Origin of the sequence: Pseudoalteromonas sp. SR45-1 (assembly GCF_014163655.1) — a bacterium.
In the GTDB taxonomy this organism is placed as follows: domain Bacteria; phylum Pseudomonadota; class Gammaproteobacteria; order Enterobacterales; family Alteromonadaceae; genus Pseudoalteromonas; species Pseudoalteromonas distincta.
The window spans coordinates 128,164-144,102 of record NZ_JACJDR010000002.1; the positions used below are offsets into that span (position 1 = coordinate 128,164).

Below are 15,939 nucleotides of genomic sequence, written 5' to 3' on the forward strand. Positions count from 1 at the left end.
TCCCTTATTGTTACTAAAATCAGCAGTGTACGTGAGAGAGCTCAATCTTAGAAGAGGAGTTAAATAGGTATATCCAAAGGTGCTAAGTTTTCCAGTGCACGCTTTTTCAAAATAATATCTTTAATAAGTGGAGTAAGAACCAGCTCCATAGCTAAGCCCATTTTGCCCCCTGGTACTACAAGCGTATTAATACGAGACATAAAACTGCCTTCGATCATCCGTAAATAATAAGGAAAATCAACATCATCAATACCCCTAAAGCGAATAACTACAAAGCTTTCATCAAGAGATGGAATATCTTTGGCGCTAAATGGGTTTGATGTATCTACGGTCGGCACGCGTTGAAAATTAATATGGGTACGAGAAAACTGCGGGGTAATATGATTTATATAGTCATCCATACTGCGCACAATAGAGCCCATAACCGCTTCGCGAGAATGGCCTCGTTCGGATGTATCGCGTATTAATTTTTGAATCCATTCAAGGTTAATAATTGGAACCATGCCTATTAATAAATCGACATGCTTTGCAACGTCTACATCTTGATCAACTACACCACCGTGTAACCCTTCATAAAACAAAATGTCAGTATTATGGTCAAGATCTTGCCAAGGTGTAAATGTACCTGGTAATTGATTGTACGGAACGGCTTCATCAAAGGTATGTAAGTAGCGGCGTAACTTTCCTTGACCTGTTTCGCTATAGTTTTCAAACAGCGTTTTTAAAGCGCCAAAGTCATTGGCCTCTCTGCCAAAGTAACTAATATGTTTACCTTCTTGTTGTGCTTCTCGAACTTTTTTATCCATTTCGGGGCGAGTGTAACGATGAAAGCTATCTCCTTCGACAAAAGCCGCTTGAATATTAAGGCTACGGAAAATATGTTTAATTGCATTCGTTGTGGTGGTTGTACCCGCACCAGATGAACCCGTAATCGCAATAATAGGATTTTTAGCTGACATGTTAATTCTCTTTTTTAGGACCAGGTTTTATAACCAGACTAAACTTAACATTATTTTAAGTCGTTTGGGTATCTTAAGAGTTGACTGACTTAGCTCAAGTGACGCCATCAGCAAATAACGTTATCATGAGGTGCTTAAAATTAAAACGAGAGAAAGCATGAAACTTATTAAACCATTACTTGGATTATTTTCTATAGCAGCGCTGAGCCCAATAGTGGTGCAGGCTAGCATGCCAAAAAGCCAAGTATTACTTGCTGATTTAAATACACCTTTCGGGGTACAAGTTAGTATTGTGAGCGATAAAAATAGTTATAACAACCAACCGCACTTAACAAGTACAGGTTTATACTTTACTCATGAAGTAATTAATAAAGGGCAAAGCCAAACTGATATTGCTTATTATGATTTCACGTCAAAAAAAGTTACCAATATAACTAACTCTCCCGTAAGCGAATACTCACCAACAGTTATGCCAAGTGGTGATGCGATATCAGCGATTGTTGTAGAAGCTGACGGTAAGCAAAAATTGTGGCAATACCCACTCAAAAATGAAGATGCGCCACGTCGTATTTTTGATTGGATTGAACCTGTTGGATACCATGCATGGGGTGTCCAAAATGATTTAGTGATGTTTATTTTAGGAAAGCCTCACACGCTTCAATATACTTCAGTTGCACAAGCGAAGGGGGAAATAGCTGCCAGTAATATTGGCCGAACGCTTATTTATAACAACTCAATGGCTGCATTTTTATTTAGTTACACTAAAAACGAGCAACACATTTTAGCGAGTTTTAATCCACAAGATAAACAAGTTGAAGACCTATTAAGGTTACCGGCTCAAGTTCAAGATTTTATTTTAAAAGATAATGCGACCATTGCTTATGCTATTAAAAACCGCGTTTATCAGCGTAAACTTGATGGAAGTGATGAAGTATCGCAATGGCTTAATTTAAGCACCTACTGCGAAACAAATATAACAAGAATGAGTTACAACAATGAAAAACTCGCTTTTGTATGTGATATAACAAAGTGAAGCAGACAAATAAATTCAGATTTTATTGTGTGTATGCGTTAATCTAATACGCAAATTAACTAATAGGGATTACACGTGGCTTATAGTGCAGACGAGCTGACAGAACAGCTCATTAAATTACAGTGCAGAAGTAATTTTAAGATTAAAAATATTGCAGAGTACATGTTAGTAAACTCTAAAGAAGCATTTTATACCCACAGCGAAAGCGGCAAGGGTAAAATAGTAATTCGCCCAGCATTTGAGGTGTTTAGCGATGATTTTAATGATATAGATGGCGTAACGCGTGCGCAAGGGTACTTCCATAGCAGTGAGATGACACGCTTTCCTACGCGCATTTTTAAAAGCGCTCAACCTATTCACTACGGTGTTGCGTTTAAAATAAATTCTGAGCAAGCAGCCAAAGATTTTATAGCCAAGCTAACTATGATTATTGGTAATTAATAAAGCAAAAATATAAACGTAAAAAGCCGCTGAATTTATTTTCAGCGGCTTTTGTATTTTTATAGCTCAATAAACCTAATAATTACTTACTTTTTAAAAAGCTATTAACCGATTCAAGTTCACGTGTTTTAAGCGCGATACAATCGTTTGTGCTTTCTTCAAGCTTACTTAATGTACGAGCGTAACCAGCTACATCAGCTACTTTTTCGTTAAAGAAGGTTTTTGTTGTCGCTAAACTTTCTGCATCACAGCTTGCAGTTGTAAAGTACGGCAAGTTAGGTATAAAGAACGGCGGTAAGCTTGCTGTTACTTTATCGTAGTTACTGTAAACCCAATCAATAAATAATGCTTGGCGCTCATCTGTGTAACTTTGACCTGACAAAATAGTACGCATGTCAGATGCCGTTACTTCATCCGTTAAGCTATAAGCTAATACCGCTTTTTGTAACTCAGGTTTACCAAAAAAGCCCATAGCTGCAAGCATGTTTGTGCGTACTTGCGGATCTTTAGTCGTTTTAAACGTTGTCATGAATTGATCAAGCAGCGCTTTGTCACCATGAAAAGCAGCAAGAGTTAAGTACGTACCCGCTAAGTATGGGTCTACCTTTTGTGGATCATTTAAATAAACCTGCGTTTGTTCTTTGGCTTTATTGATGACGTTTTGATCTTCACCATCAAAACCTAAGCGTGATACAACGGCTGCACGAAGTTGTGCAATAGCACCATCTTCACCCGCTTTTGCTTCTAAACCATATTTTTTAGCAGCAGGCGTTACTGCACCGCGAATAAATTCAGGCCATAGGTCTTTATTGCTATCGTCTTTAAAAGTGCGCTGTTGCGACACTAAGTAACTTAGTGCGGTATTTGCTACGCGAGGGTGGCTATCGCTTACGAACACTTCAAGTGTTTGCATTAACTTAGCAGCAGATATAACACCAGCATCAAGTAGCGCATCAGTAGCAGATAGTAACGCTAAGCGTTCACGGTCACTCAGTACGCTTGGCGCCTTTTTAACAAGTGCGCTAAATTGTGCATCATCCATTACCCAGCGGTAGTAGCCTAATGCACCTTGGTCGGGATAAATCCACTCTGGTTCAAAGTCTAAATCTAGTGTTTGGCTTTGTTTATTAAGTAATACGTTTGCTGTTTTCACTTTATCGCCAGCACCATATTTAATTGCAACTGGTACATTCCATAGCTGCTCTGGCGCATCAACGCCTGCGTTTACAAAGCGGCTTTGTGAAATAGTTACTTTGCTACCTTGTTGAGTTACTTTAACTAGTGGGAAAGAAGATTGCTCAATAAACGATTTTAAAACACTCGCTACGTCTTTATTTGACGCTTTACCAAGTGCTTCCCATAAGTCGGCCGCTTCAGCATTTTTATATGAAAACTCTTTTAAGTAGCTTTGAATACCTTTTTGAAATGCATCTTCGCCAATCCAGTTTTCAACCATAGCAAGTACTGAGCTGCCTTTACTGTAAGCAAGACCTAAACCGTCCATAATGTCGGCTTCAGTTTTAATTGGCTTACGAATAGGCTTGGTGCTTAGGCGTGCATCAAGTGCCATTACGTTGTTTTGTGGCAGGTCTAAGTGCGATTCAAACTCAGGGTTAAGCTGCTTAGTAATTTTTGCAGCCATCCAGCTAGCAAATGCTTCGTTTAACCATAAGTCGTTCCACCATTTCATGGTTACTAAATTACCGTACCATTGGTGAGCAAGTTCATGAGCAATAATTGATACATTACGCTGTTTTTTACTGCGTGTTGCTGCAGCTAAATCAACTAATAAAATATCTTCTCGGTAGGTTACTAAGCCTGAGTTTTCCATTGCGCCAAATGGAAACTCTGGTACCGCTACTGAGTCTAATTTTTTGTAAACGTAAGGAATACCAAAATACGCTTCAAGTGCGCCCAGTACTTTTGGCATGTTTTCTTTTGCGTATTGGGCTAAGTGAATTTTACCTTGAGGGGTAATTACACGACCAGGAATTGGCATGCCTTTAATATCTAATTCTTCAAATGGGCCAACAGCCATCGCGACTAAGTATGAAGGAATTGGCGGCGTTTTATCAAAAAAGTGTGTGGTCATATCGCCATCAACCGTTGTTTTAAGCTCAGGCGTATTTGAATATACTTTTTGTGATGTAGGCGCGGTAATCGTTAACTGAAATGGAATTTTGTAACTTGGCTCATCAAAAACAGGAAATGCACGGCGTGCATCACTCATTTCAAATTGAGTAAATAAGTAAGGTGTGCCTTGGTCTAACGTTTTGTATAAACCAACACTTTGACGGTTATATGGCGCTGAAAAATCAACTTTAAGGGTGTATTTACCTGGTTGAATTTGCTCATCACAGCTAAATTTAACTTTACCTGTTTTAAGCATTTCGTTGTTTAAGTCACAGTTTTCGTCGCCAAGCAGTTGCGCCATTTTAACAGCGTAAGCTACGCCATTTAATTCAATGTATTTTGTTGGTTTTAGTACTTCTAGGGAAATCTCAGTCATCCCTGTGAATGTATCTTGGCTCGGATCGAGTGTTAACGATACCTGTTGTGAACTTGGTTTTGCGAGTTTTTCAATAACGAATTCGTTAGCGTTTGCAGCACCCATTGCCAAAGCAACGCTCACTGTTAAGAGGCTTTTAAGAAACATAGTGATCCCTAGATTGTTGTTGTTAGAAACTACCCTAAATAGGCTTTTTTATGCTCATATTATTAGGGGGTTAGATATCCTAACAGTTTTTTTTAATAGAGTAATTGATTATAACGATGACTTTAAGGGGAAATAGTAACAAAGTTTGTCAGTGGCTTTCGCGTGTTATAAAACGCTGCCAATGCAGGTGTGAGTTAATAATACGTATTTTTTGGATCACGTTATTTAATAAAAGCACGTCCTTAAATTCATTATGTGGGTATTCGTTAAATCCCATGAGATAATTAAAGGCGTCTTTAGAGTTGGCTTGCAGAGCATGTATACGCACTTGTTGCTCAAAGTTAAGACGAAGGCTGCTTATGGCTGTTTTCATACCGAGTTGATCAACGTTTGGTATATCACACTTTTGTAAATAGCCGGCTCGCTCACCTTCACCTGAAAACCAAATACGGACTTTTTCACTGTATCTGCCAGTTTTAGCGGGTAAGTCGAACATTAATCGTTGTTGATTTTGTGATTTTATGAATGCTAAATATTCATTAAACCCGGCATCTATAAGTGCCTGATGCACTGGAACTAAGCGAGGTTTTATCTTACCGTGAGTATGAAAATTAAAACATAAGACATCTTTTTCAAGAGACAGATCATCAAGCGTTAGATAGCCAATTTCATCGCTATATGCACCACTGTAATATGCAATTAGAGGAAGCCAAAAATGCCAGTGTTTTGGTTGCTCACGTGCAACTTTAAAATCACCGTATATATATCCATTATAAAGAGTGTGCAGTTCCATGGCTGAAAAGGGCCGGCGACCAAGATGGGTTTTCAACGTAATACCTTGAAAATAATGATGTGTTTTATTTTATACCCAACTAGCAGTAGATGCTAGTCGGGTTTTATCCGCTCTTAATATAAAGCGTATAAAGTATTATTCACTTAATGCGCGAGCTAAACCAGTAGGTTCAATCTCTGTACATACTTGGTCATCATTCCAGTTAATGCCAACAAGTGCGTTATCTTCATTTAAATCTTCAACCCATGCATCTAAAAATTCATCAAGATTTATTTCTACAGGGCTGTAGTCTTTCCACTCTTCTTTACATTGCGCTTTAGCTGCTTCTTCACTTTCCCAAAGCAGTAGTACGTCAGTTTCGTCAAATTGGTTAGAATCGCACACTACAAAGCCATTATCTTCTGCACCAAGTGCCCAAATTACTTCGCTAACACGTACTTTTTCTACAAAGTTAACTAGTTGTGATTCAATTTCGATATCGCTCATGTGTTTACCTTTTTAAATTAGTGACGAGGATTAGTATCTATTGCTGCTTGACGCTTGCCATATTGCTTATGAAAAGCAACAAGCTCTGAATACTGACTAAAGTCAGTTAATTCACGAAAGCAAATCCAATCAAGCAGGCAGTATAAACTGATGTTGAGGTATTCACAGCTTTTAAATTCTTCATCGCTTAAATGGGTATTTAAAAAGCTTAATGTTTGTTCAATTCGTTCGTTTTGCAAATTAAAAAAGAGTTTATCGCTTTTGGTGTCAAATCCAGAGCGTTCACATAGCAGCATTTCTACTAGCGAATCGTTACAGGCATTTATAGTCGTAAGTAAGTGCTCTTGCGGCCACGTTAGTTTTGGTTGACCTGTTTTTTCAAGTAAATAGCGCAATATAGAATTAGAGTCACTAAGTGTTAAGTCGCCATCTACCAGAATGGGAATCTTTCGAGCTGGATTTTTACTGGCCATAGTAGGGCGATCTTGCTCAGAAAATATATCAAGACTCACAAGCTCTAGTTTACAGTTGTTTTGTTGTGCCCAAATTCTAATTCGGCGCACGTAAGGTGAAGGTACAGAACCAATTAATTGCATAATTACTCCATAAAAAAGCCGCATAAGCGGCTTTTATAAAACGTTACTTACGATACAGTTAAATTTATTCTGAACGGCTAGTAACTTCAAGTAAATGATAACCAAATTGAGTTTGCACAGGGCCTTGTACTTGGTTAATTGGAGCTGAAAACACAACTTTATCAAACTCTGGAACCATCATACCAGGACCAAACTCACCAAGAGCACCGCCATCTTGACCTGATGGGCAGTTTGAATGCGCTTTGGCTAATTCAGCAAAGTCTTCGCCTTGCTCAATTTTTGTTTTTAAGTCTAAGCATTGTGCTTCACTGTCTACAAGTATATGTCGTGCGCTTGCTACTGTCATAAAATCTCCCGAGTATAGTGTGGTGTTTTTTTAACCGAATTAAAATATCATTCTAGTTAGTTTCAACTAATTGTACCAGTATAAACTTATTTATCAGAAAGCACAGTTTCAATTGCAGCAATCATTTGTTCTGAATCAGGTACTGCTTTGCTGTTAAACCGTAAAACCGTCTCACGATCAGCAGACACTAAATACTTATAAAAGTTCCAATTTGGAGAGCTAGTTTGCTCATTCAAATATTTAAAAATTGGGTTCGCTTTACTACCACGCACTTCGCTTGTAGCAAACATAGGAAAGGTTACACCATAATTTACAAAGCATACTTTTGCTGTTTCTTTTTCACTATCCTCTTCTTGAAAAAAATCATCAGAAGGGAACCCTAATACGACTAAACCTTGTTCTTTGTATCGTTGATATAGCGCTTCAAGGCCTTTAAATTGGGGTGTAAAACCACAGTTGCTTGCCGTGTTTACTATTAATAAAGGCTTATTTTTAAATTGGCATAAATTAATAGATTCTTTTGAGCGAAGCTTTCGAACATCGACATTGGTAAAATCTTGACAGTCTTGGGTAGAGGTTTGGTTAATAGTTGATGATGTTTCAGCGTGGAGTGGGGCATTAATAAATAAAGCCATTAATCCTATTATAATTTTTTTTACCATTACATTACCTAAACTTTTCAATTGTTTGATTGGATAATCATACGCTAATATGAAACAAATTGATCAACCTTTGAATGACCTATGACAACCCGTTTAGCAACTATTGATGATCTTAATGAAATTGTAGCCATTTATAACGAAACCATTGCAGGGCGAATGGTAACTGCAGATACCGAAGAAGTTACTGTTGACGAAAAGCGTGACTGGTTTAATAGCCATAACGATAAAAGGCCTATTTATGTTTACTGCGAAAATAACCAAGTACTTGCTTGGGTAAGTTATAAATCGTTTTATGGGCGTCCTGCTTACGATGGCACAGTAGAGATGAGCATTTACATTACCCGTAAAGCACAAGGTAAAGGGCTTGGTAAAAAGCTAATGATATTTGCTCAAACACAAGCTAAGCAATTAAATATTAAAGTATTGCTTGGTTTTATTTTTAGTCATAATTTACCCAGTGTTAAATTATTTAAGCATTTTGATTTTGAAATATGGGGCGAGTTACCAAGCGTTGCCATAATGGATAACAAGCCCTACAGCCTGACTATTTTTGGAAAGCATCTTAAATAAACTGTTTTTTGAAAGCTTGTAATATTTTTTTACAAAATAACGATAGGGCTTTATGCCAATTAAATAAAAATAGACTACGCTATTAGGATATTAAGTTTATTAATTTGAAGTGTGGCTTGATGATTCGAAAAATATTAATTATTGATAGTAGTAGTGTCATCGCGATGCGTGTGAAAGTGCTTTTAGAATTAATAGGGTGTGAGGTCGAATTAATTCATTTCAGCATGCTAGACATGTATACCAATATAGGCGATTACGACTTAGTTGTTGTTGCCCATGGTGTGCCTGTTGATTCTATAAAACCGCTTGTAAGCGAAGTAGCGCAAGAGCGCTTTATGCTGCTTGCGCCAAAAGCACAAAGCGGTGAACAACTAACTGCGTTTAGCGAGCTAAATCATATTGCGCCTGACGCAACCGTGGTCTACCCATTTTTTTCTAATAAAGAAATTACTTCTCTTTTAGAGAGCCTATTAGAATTAGGCTCTAACCATATTTTGCAATTACCTACTATTTTACTCGTCGACCATGTTCCTGAACGTCTCGAAAAAATGAAAAATAGCTTAATCGGTGCTCATATCGAGACTCATACTGCAACAACCTCCGCAGAAGCTTTAGAAATTAGTAAAGAAAAGCAAATAGATATACTGATAAGCGATTTTATTTTAGATGACGGAACAGGTTTAGGAATTTTTTCAAATTTAAAAGTAACCCAACCGCATTGCCGCTGTTTGTTATTTACCTCACGCCCTGATCAAGTTTCAATGATCGACGCAATTCGTCAAGGCGTAGAAGATGTACTTATTAAACCTTTAAACGATAGCTCACTATTACAATCAATACATAAATTATGGCAAACAGAGTTATTAAAACGTCATAACGCAGAGCTTGTAGAAAGGCTACAAGATACGGTTGATGCCCTAATTGAAAAAGACAGCCTACTTCAGGTTATTTATAAACATACGCCCGATGCAATTATGTTATTTGAAAAGTGCGGTAGAGTGATAGAAGCTAATGATGCTTGCTTGAGACTATTTAACTTACCGTTTAATGAACTCGAAGGTAAATCAGTATTTGATTTTTTAGATGATGATTCAATTTTAGGTATTAAAGATAAGATTTCGACATTAAATAGTAATCGACAATTTAGCTGCGATTTACGTTTATCTAAAACAGCAGGAGGTTATATACCCTTAGTTGGCTCTTTTAATGAGATAGATCACCATGGCGAAATAGCACTTGCGGTCATATTTAAAAATGTAACCCATCTTAAGCAAAAAGAGGATTTATTACTTGAAGCAAAAGATGTTCTTGAAGAGCAAGTAAGAGCGCGTACTTCACAACTCGAGCATGCTAAAAATGTGGCTGAGGCTGCAAACTTAAGTAAATCAGAATTTTTAGCAAACATGTCGCATGAACTTCGAACACCAATGCACTCTATTTTAAGCTTTTCTCGTTTTGGTTTAAGTAAATTAGAAGCTGGAGATTTTGCAAAAGAAAAACTCATTAAGTATTTATCGCGAATAGAGAGTAGTGGTGAGCGTTTACTGTCGTTACTAAATAATTTACTCGACCTATCTAAGCTAGATGTAGGCAAGTTTCCATTTAACCCTCGTCCCTATAATTTAGCGAATATTATTAAAACAAGTATTGATGATGTGTCTGGTACGGCAATGGAAAAAGAAATTGAGATTATATTTACCGCACAGCCATTACCTGTAATTGCACAATGTGATGAAGAGCAAATAAACCAGTTACTTCGAAACGTACTAGGTAACGCACTTAAATTTAGCGAACCTAAAAGTAAAATACGGGTAAATTTAGAGTCAGATAATAAGCTTGCTACTATAGAGGTTACCGATAATGGGGTCGGTATACCAGAAGATGAGTTGGAGCATATTTTTACTAAGTTTGTGCAAAGCAGTAAAACAAATAGTGGTGCTGGTGGCACAGGGTTAGGCCTTGCATTGTGTAGAGAGTTTGTATCTTTACACCAAGGTGAAATCACTGCACGTAACAACGAAAATGGTGGTGCAACTATATCTATACAAGTGCCATTAGAAATAAACTTAGACGAGCATTTAGCTGAAGATCAGTTAATACAACACACTAATTAATTGTTTTTTGGCATACCAAGTAACTTTTTAAAGAATTTGAATGGATGATAAATTATGGCCTTAACTAAAATACTTGCCGTTGATGACGAACCCTTTAACCTTGAAATTATTGAGGAAATTTTAGAGGAGCTTGATTTTGAATTACAAGTAGCAACAAATGGTCCTGAGTGTTTAAACATGGTTGAAGGTTATATGCCTCAGGTTATATTACTCGACGTAAGTATGCCGCAAATGAACGGCTATGAAGTATGTAAAGCACTTAAAGCAAATCCAAATACCGCACACATTATTGTTATGTTTGTTTCTGCTCGCGGCACTGTTGAAGAACGCATGGAAGGCTATTCTGTTGGCGCAGAAGATTATATTGTAAAACCTTTTGGCCATGACGAACTTAAATCTAAGCTTAAAAATTTAAATCAAGTACTCGTTGAAAAGCAAAGTCTAGAAAAGCAAGTTGAAGATGCAACATCAACTGCATTTAATGCAATGGCCAATAGCAGTGAAATGGGGCAAATAGTTAACTACGTTGAAAACATAGGCTTTATTAACGATCCTCAAGAGCTAGGTAAAGCGCTTGTAGATTGTCTGCAGTCTTTTGATTTACAAAGCAATGTAGAATTTAGAGAAAATAATGAAATTAGCCACTTTGCGCTAAACGGCGTGTGTTCACCTATTGTGGTGGAGCTATTTGAAATGCTGAAAAACAAAGGGCGCTTACATGAGTTTTCGCACCGAATTTTAGTTAACTATGAATTGATTAGCTTACTCATTTTAAATATGCCCGATCATGACCCTGATAAGCATGGTCGTATACGCGACCACGTATGTTTTATTGTAAGTGTTACCGAGCAGCAGCTACGCGCCATTATGACCAAGAAAATGCTTGAATCACAACGAGCGAAACTTAATGCCGTAGCAAGTACTGTTCATAGTAAGTTTCATAGCTTAATTAGCTTGTTGAATGAAAACCGTCAAAACAACGAAAAAGTGTTTAAACAGTTACAAGAAGAGCTCGAAGAACGTATCCCATCAATGGGACTGGATGAAGATCAGGAGGTGTTTATTTATAAAAAAGTAGATGAAACTATCCAAAACTCAGTAGCAAGAGAAGAGTCTGTTAAACAAGTCAAAGCAGCCTTTACAGAGATAGAACAAGATCTATCGTTACTTTTGAAAAACTAGTTACTTCGCAATATAAAGGTTTACTTAAGCGGTGCTATGCATCCCTTGGTAAGCCTTTTTCTACAATTCTAATTAACCTAGCTGTTTTACGAATTTGTAATCGTTGTTTATCGTTTTGCTGAGCAAGTGCCCATTCAATATGCTCTAAAACAAGTTCGCTGCATATTTGGCTTTTATCTTGTAGGGCATTAATAATAGCGGGGCTGAACTCTGCATTACCTAAACCAACTGCTAAATTACGTAACCAACGTTCGTGGCCAATGCGACGAATAGGGCTGCCTTCGGTGTTTTTTAAAAATGTAGGCTCATCCCAAGCAAACAGCTCAAGTAAATCTTTATCTTTTAATTGAGTGCGAGGATGAAAGTCATTTTCGTCAGTTATTTGTCCATAACGATTCCAAGGACATACCAACTGGCAATCATCACAACCATAAACACGATTGCCTAATAAAGTTCGGTACTGCTCTGGTATTGTCCCTTGGTGTTCTATGGTTAAATACGATATACATTTACGTGCATCAACAACGTAGGGCTCTACAATTGCACCTGTTGGGCAAAGAGTAATACAAGCAACGCATTTACCGCAGCCTTCAAAGGTGTTTTCTGCATCAATTGGTAGAGGTAAATCAATAAATAGCTCGCCTAAAAAAAACCACGACCCAGCTTCTTGGTTAATTAATAACGAATGCTTACCACGCCACCCTAAGCCGGCTTTTTCGGCAAGTTGACGCTCAAGTACAGGGGCTGAATCTACAAAGGGTCTAAAGCCATACTCGCCAATTTCTTGCTCTATTTTTTGGCCGAGTTTTTTTAAACGATTACGCATTAATTTATGGTAATCACGACCTAATGCATAGCGGCTTATATATGCTTTTTCTTTATTTTTTAAGGTTTTTGCAAAGTCAGCATCGGGAGGGAGATAATTCATTTTTACGGATATAACACGCTGTGTACCAGGCACTAATTCAGCAGGGCGGGCGCGTTTCATACCGTGGGCAGCCATATAATCCATCGAGCCGTGGTAGCCTGCATCAAGCCAACGTTGCAATTGGGCTTCGTGCTTAGATAAGTCAATATCAGTAATGCCCACTTCGCTAAAGCCAAGCTCTTGCCCCCAGGTTTTTATTTGCAGGGCTAATTTTTCATAGTCTGGGGTAGGGTTGCTCACACGCTTTACACACTTAAATTAATAGCTGCGTAATTTACCATATTTATCTGAGCCCGAAAACGCTTCTTAGTGCACAAAGCGCTTTAACTGTTGTTGGGTTTGTAAGCTAAGCTGTTGAGATTGCTCGCTATCGGCTAATGCCGTATCTATTTGTTGTTTAGCTTGCTCCCCTAAAGCTACGATTTGCTCTACCGATTGGTGAGTCGTACTTTGGGTGCCCTCAAGCAAATGTACAGCACTGGCTATTTGTTGCAGCTGCTGCTGGTTGTGCTCAAACTCACTAAGCATTTTAGTAAAGCCATCACAGGTTGCACTAATTGAGCTTTGTGCGTTATTAGAGTGAGTCATTAATTGCTCTGACTCTTTATTTGTCTCGTTTACCAAATCATTCATCTGACTTATAAAGTCGCTAATCTGCCTAGTTGCGCCACTTACCTTTATTGAAAGCGTGCGTACTTCGTCTGCAACTACGGCAAATCCTCTGCCAGCTTCACCCGCTCTAGCTGCTTCTATTGCGGCGTTGAGGGCTAACAAATTAGTTTGATCAGAAAACTCTTCAACCATTTTTAAAATACTACGAATGTTTTCACTGTTCTCTTTTAGTCCCGCAATTGTATTTGAAAAGCTACCTAGCATATTAGTAATAAGTTTTACCTGCTCTACTAAAGCAGCGAGTTCTGACGCAGATAGTTTTACAAAGTTAAGGTGTTCATTATTAACGTTATGTACGCTATCTGTATTATTTACTATGTCTTGTAAGCTTTGGGTTATTTGCATACTGGCATTAATAATACTGTGGCTTAACTGTATTTGTTGCTCACTTGATTGCTCAGTATTTTTCATTGATTCAGTGACTTGTGTATTGCTGTGTGCACTCGCTTGAGCACTGTTATATGTTGTGCTGAGTAACTCACTTAAATGGGCAGTAAATATATTGTATTGTGAACTTAAATCTTTAAATTCGTCATACGAAAAGTGGGGAAGTTTTGCTGCTAAATTTGCATCTTGTTGGTTTATTTCTATCAAAGTATCGCGCATAGCAGTAACAGGGCGAACAATTAAAAAACGCATATAAAAAAGAGTAAAAATAAAACCAGATATAATCACAAGCGTAAGCAGCCAAAATAGCCCTGTACTTTGCTGTTGTTCGCTTAAACTCTGATGCAGCCAAAATAACGTAATTGCTTGGAACAATAATACAAAACTTAAATTACCGACTATTTTACGGGTTAACGTAAAAAAGAATGTTTGCTCTATATAGTTATAAATTTTCATGAAACCACTCATTATGCTCAAGCCCTACGATTGTTATTTAAGTGAGGGGAATGTAAGTTAGCCTTTTTGTAACGACAACAAGTAAGCTTTGGTTCGCGCTGGGTAATTTGTAAAAATTCCGTCTATGCCATACTCAAGCATTAGCGCTATATCTTCTTCCCTATCGACTGTATAAGCATAAATCTTTAGGCCTCTTTTTTTTGCATCCTCTGCAAAGGCCTTATTTATAAAGGTTTTATCTGCATGTACGCTATAAGCGTTTAAATCATTAGCAAACTTTGCATAGTTAATTGGAATAGAAGAAGTAAGGGCGCCTATTTTAAGCCATGGTAGCTTGTTTTTAAGCCACTGTAGTTGATGATGATCAAACGATGATACTAAAATATTGGTTTTCGATATTTTTTTAGCTTCAATGTTTTGTTCTAATTGAGCCACAAACCTTTCTAGTGCAAACGTGTGTTTAAGCTCAATATTTAATAAAGATTTATTGTTATTCCAATCAAACAGCTGCTGAAGAGTAGGAATTTTTTCACCATTTCCAGCATCAAGCTTAGAGAGCTCATGAGCGGTAAAGTTACTCACCCTGCCTTTACCGCTGGTGGTTCTATCAAGCCATGAATCGTGTATTACCATGTAATCATCGAAGGAACTTTGAATATCTACTTCAATACCATCAACACCTACTTTTAACGCTTCTAAAATAGCGCTTTTGGTGTTTTCAGGAAAATCCCCACTGGCACCACGGTGTGCAAATACTTTCATTGTCGAGCCTTTTTAGTGATTGACCACGTCTCAAAACAAGCGGCACTCACTATGAGTGCTCCACCAACTAACGTCATAACAGTAGGACGTTCATGAATAATTACTATAGCCAGTATGGTGCCATAAAGTGGCTGCAAGCAAGAAATTAACCCCGCAGTTGCCGCTGATAAATGCTTTAAACTTGCTGCAAATAACGAGTGCGGTGTAGCTGTAAATATAACACCCGCTACAGCAATTAAAATCAGGTCATGATTACTAACCTCATACACTGGTACTTCTATAAATGCACACAACATAATGCTTGCCACTAAGGTTTGATAAAACATCGTTTGCGGCCCGCCATATTGGCTAAAGTAGCGCTTATGAGTAATGTTTCTTATTGAAAAAAACAATGCTGATATCACACCTGTTATTACACCTAGGGTTACATCATCGCCCAAGTTTGCACTTGGTACTAATAAGTAAATACCTAAAACAACCACCGCTGCACTTATTATATCTTTTGCTTTTGGCCTGCTTTTATTAAATAAGGGTTCTAAAAACACCGTCATTACGGGGTAGCTAAAAAATGCCAGCATTCCAATAGTTATACCGGCCATTTGCATACCAGCAAAATAGGTAACCCAGTGAATACCCACCGCAACACCTAAAAATAACGCAATAAGATAGTCTTTAGGTTTGTTGAGTTTAATTTGTTTTTTTTGAAAATAAAGCATGGCTAAAATAGCCATTCCTGCAATTGCAGTTCTGTAAACGGTAATATCTAAAGCATTTAAACCAATAAGTTTGGCAAATAGAGCGGTCCCGCCAAAAAGTAATACCGCTATGTGTAAATAAATTAAACTTTGTTGCTGAGGCTGCATTTAGTTTCCTTGTTGTACTTTTTGAATATATTA

At 37.7% G+C, this 15,939-nt stretch carries 16 protein-coding genes; 5 read left to right on the forward strand and 11 right to left on the reverse strand.

The features are described 5' to 3' along the window. Positions 1-59: 59 nt before the first annotated feature. Entirely contained in the window at positions 60-959 is a 900-nt protein-coding gene (locus H5089_RS03020) for a phosphoribulokinase (protein ID WP_002958002.1), read from the reverse strand. A 157-nt stretch (positions 960-1,116) separates the two neighbouring features. On the opposite strand from H5089_RS03020, the gene H5089_RS03025 reads away from it, so the two are divergent. Then, a complete protein-coding gene (locus tag H5089_RS03025; RefSeq protein ID WP_058154159.1) occupies positions 1,117-1,992 on the forward strand; it encodes a hypothetical protein in 876 nt (291 codons plus the stop codon). 75 nt (positions 1,993-2,067) lie between these two features. Beyond that, the gene (locus H5089_RS03030) at positions 2,068-2,433 is read left to right on the forward strand and encodes a hypothetical protein (RefSeq protein ID WP_007376965.1); all 366 of its coding nucleotides are present in this window, start codon (positions 2,068-2,070) and stop codon (positions 2,431-2,433) included. 82 nt (positions 2,434-2,515) lie between these two features. Here H5089_RS03030 and H5089_RS03035 read toward each other — a convergent pair whose 3' ends face one another. The 6 genes from H5089_RS03035 to H5089_RS03060 form a co-directional block, all read right to left on the reverse strand. Continuing rightward, on the reverse strand, positions 2,516-5,089 hold the full coding sequence (locus H5089_RS03035) for a M1 family metallopeptidase (RefSeq protein ID WP_182711441.1): 2,574 nt from the start codon (positions 5,087-5,089) through the stop codon (positions 2,516-2,518). 148 nt (positions 5,090-5,237) lie between these two features. Beyond that, complete coding sequence (locus H5089_RS03040) at positions 5,238-5,918, reverse strand: hypothetical protein (RefSeq protein ID WP_138488564.1); 681 nt, start codon at positions 5,916-5,918, stop codon at positions 5,238-5,240. Positions 5,919-6,017: 99 nt separating this feature from the next. After that, positions 6,018-6,368 (reverse strand): DUF2750 domain-containing protein, encoded by a 351-nt coding sequence (locus tag H5089_RS03045; RefSeq protein WP_002958007.1) that lies wholly within the window; start codon positions 6,366-6,368, stop codon positions 6,018-6,020. Positions 6,369-6,385: 17 nt separating this feature from the next. Continuing rightward, on the reverse strand, positions 6,386-6,964 hold the full coding sequence (locus H5089_RS03050) for a glutathione S-transferase family protein (protein ID WP_024605976.1): 579 nt from the start codon (positions 6,962-6,964) through the stop codon (positions 6,386-6,388). A gap of 64 nt (positions 6,965-7,028) precedes the next feature. After that, positions 7,029-7,310, reverse strand: coding sequence for a peptidylprolyl isomerase (locus H5089_RS03055; RefSeq protein ID WP_002958009.1), 282 nt, complete (start codon positions 7,308-7,310; stop codon positions 7,029-7,031). Positions 7,311-7,396: 86 nt separating this feature from the next. Continuing rightward, a complete protein-coding gene (locus H5089_RS03060) occupies positions 7,397-7,972 on the reverse strand; it encodes a glutathione peroxidase (RefSeq protein ID WP_182711442.1) in 576 nt (191 codons plus the stop codon). Between the two features lie 81 nt (positions 7,973-8,053). Between H5089_RS03060 and H5089_RS03065 the strand changes: the two genes are divergently transcribed. The 3 genes from H5089_RS03065 (at position 8,054) to H5089_RS03075 (ending at position 11,838) form a co-directional block, all read left to right on the forward strand. After that, the gene (locus H5089_RS03065) at positions 8,054-8,542 is read left to right on the forward strand and encodes a GNAT family N-acetyltransferase (protein ID WP_039485299.1); all 489 of its coding nucleotides are present in this window, start codon (positions 8,054-8,056) and stop codon (positions 8,540-8,542) included. 119 nt (positions 8,543-8,661) lie between these two features. Then, entirely contained in the window at positions 8,662-10,656 is a 1,995-nt protein-coding gene (locus tag H5089_RS03070; RefSeq protein WP_182711443.1) for an ATP-binding protein, read from the forward strand. Positions 10,657-10,710: 54 nt separating this feature from the next. Then, a complete protein-coding gene (locus H5089_RS03075; RefSeq protein ID WP_182693580.1) occupies positions 10,711-11,838 on the forward strand; it encodes a PleD family two-component system response regulator in 1,128 nt (375 codons plus the stop codon). 34 nt (positions 11,839-11,872) lie between these two features. On the opposite strand, the gene queG is transcribed toward H5089_RS03075, so the two are convergent. The 4 genes from queG to H5089_RS03095 form a co-directional block, all read right to left on the reverse strand. Next, on the reverse strand, positions 11,873-13,006 hold the full coding sequence (gene queG, locus H5089_RS03080) for a tRNA epoxyqueuosine(34) reductase QueG (protein WP_182711444.1): 1,134 nt from the start codon (positions 13,004-13,006) through the stop codon (positions 11,873-11,875). 66 nt (positions 13,007-13,072) lie between these two features. After that, positions 13,073-14,293, reverse strand: coding sequence for a methyl-accepting chemotaxis protein (locus tag H5089_RS03085; RefSeq protein WP_002958016.1), 1,221 nt, complete (start codon positions 14,291-14,293; stop codon positions 13,073-13,075). 45 nt (positions 14,294-14,338) lie between these two features. Further along, positions 14,339-15,043 (reverse strand): glycerophosphodiester phosphodiesterase family protein, encoded by a 705-nt coding sequence (locus H5089_RS03090; protein WP_182711445.1) that lies wholly within the window; start codon positions 15,041-15,043, stop codon positions 14,339-14,341. Continuing rightward, entirely contained in the window at positions 15,040-15,906 is an 867-nt protein-coding gene (locus H5089_RS03095; RefSeq protein ID WP_024594632.1) for a DMT family transporter, read from the reverse strand. The genes H5089_RS03090 and H5089_RS03095 overlap by 4 nt, the downstream gene beginning before the upstream one ends. Positions 15,907-15,939: the final 33 nt, after the last annotated feature.

Bases quoted from the DNA above. Each gene is read 5' to 3' on its own strand.
- H5089_RS03075 (WP_182693580.1), top strand. From the start codon at position 10,711: ATGGCCTTAACTAAAATACTTGCCGTTGATGACGAACCCTTTAACCTT.
- H5089_RS03090 (WP_182711445.1), bottom strand. From the start codon at position 15,043: ATGAAAGTATTTGCACACCGTGGTGCCAGTGGGGATTTTCCTGAAAAC.
- H5089_RS03085 (WP_002958016.1), bottom strand. From the start codon at position 14,293: ATGAGTGGTTTCATGAAAATTTATAACTATATAGAGCAAACATTCTTT.
- H5089_RS03070 (WP_182711443.1), top strand. From the start codon at position 8,662: ATGATTCGAAAAATATTAATTATTGATAGTAGTAGTGTCATCGCGATG.
- H5089_RS03060 (WP_182711442.1), bottom strand. From the start codon at position 7,972: ATGGTAAAAAAAATTATAATAGGATTAATGGCTTTATTTATTAATGCC.
- H5089_RS03045 (WP_002958007.1), bottom strand. From the start codon at position 6,368: ATGAGCGATATCGAAATTGAATCACAACTAGTTAACTTTGTAGAAAAA.
- H5089_RS03025 (WP_058154159.1), top strand. From the start codon at position 1,117: ATGAAACTTATTAAACCATTACTTGGATTATTTTCTATAGCAGCGCTG.
- H5089_RS03065 (WP_039485299.1), top strand. From the start codon at position 8,054: ATGACAACCCGTTTAGCAACTATTGATGATCTTAATGAAATTGTAGCC.
- H5089_RS03050 (WP_024605976.1), bottom strand. From the start codon at position 6,964: ATGCAATTAATTGGTTCTGTACCTTCACCTTACGTGCGCCGAATTAGA.
- H5089_RS03055 (WP_002958009.1), bottom strand. From the start codon at position 7,310: ATGACAGTAGCAAGCGCACGACATATACTTGTAGACAGTGAAGCACAA.
- H5089_RS03035 (WP_182711441.1), bottom strand. From the start codon at position 5,089: ATGTTTCTTAAAAGCCTCTTAACAGTGAGCGTTGCTTTGGCAATGGGT.
- H5089_RS03020 (WP_002958002.1), bottom strand. From the start codon at position 959: ATGTCAGCTAAAAATCCTATTATTGCGATTACGGGTTCATCTGGTGCG.
- H5089_RS03095 (WP_024594632.1), bottom strand. From the start codon at position 15,906: ATGCAGCCTCAGCAACAAAGTTTAATTTATTTACACATAGCGGTATTA.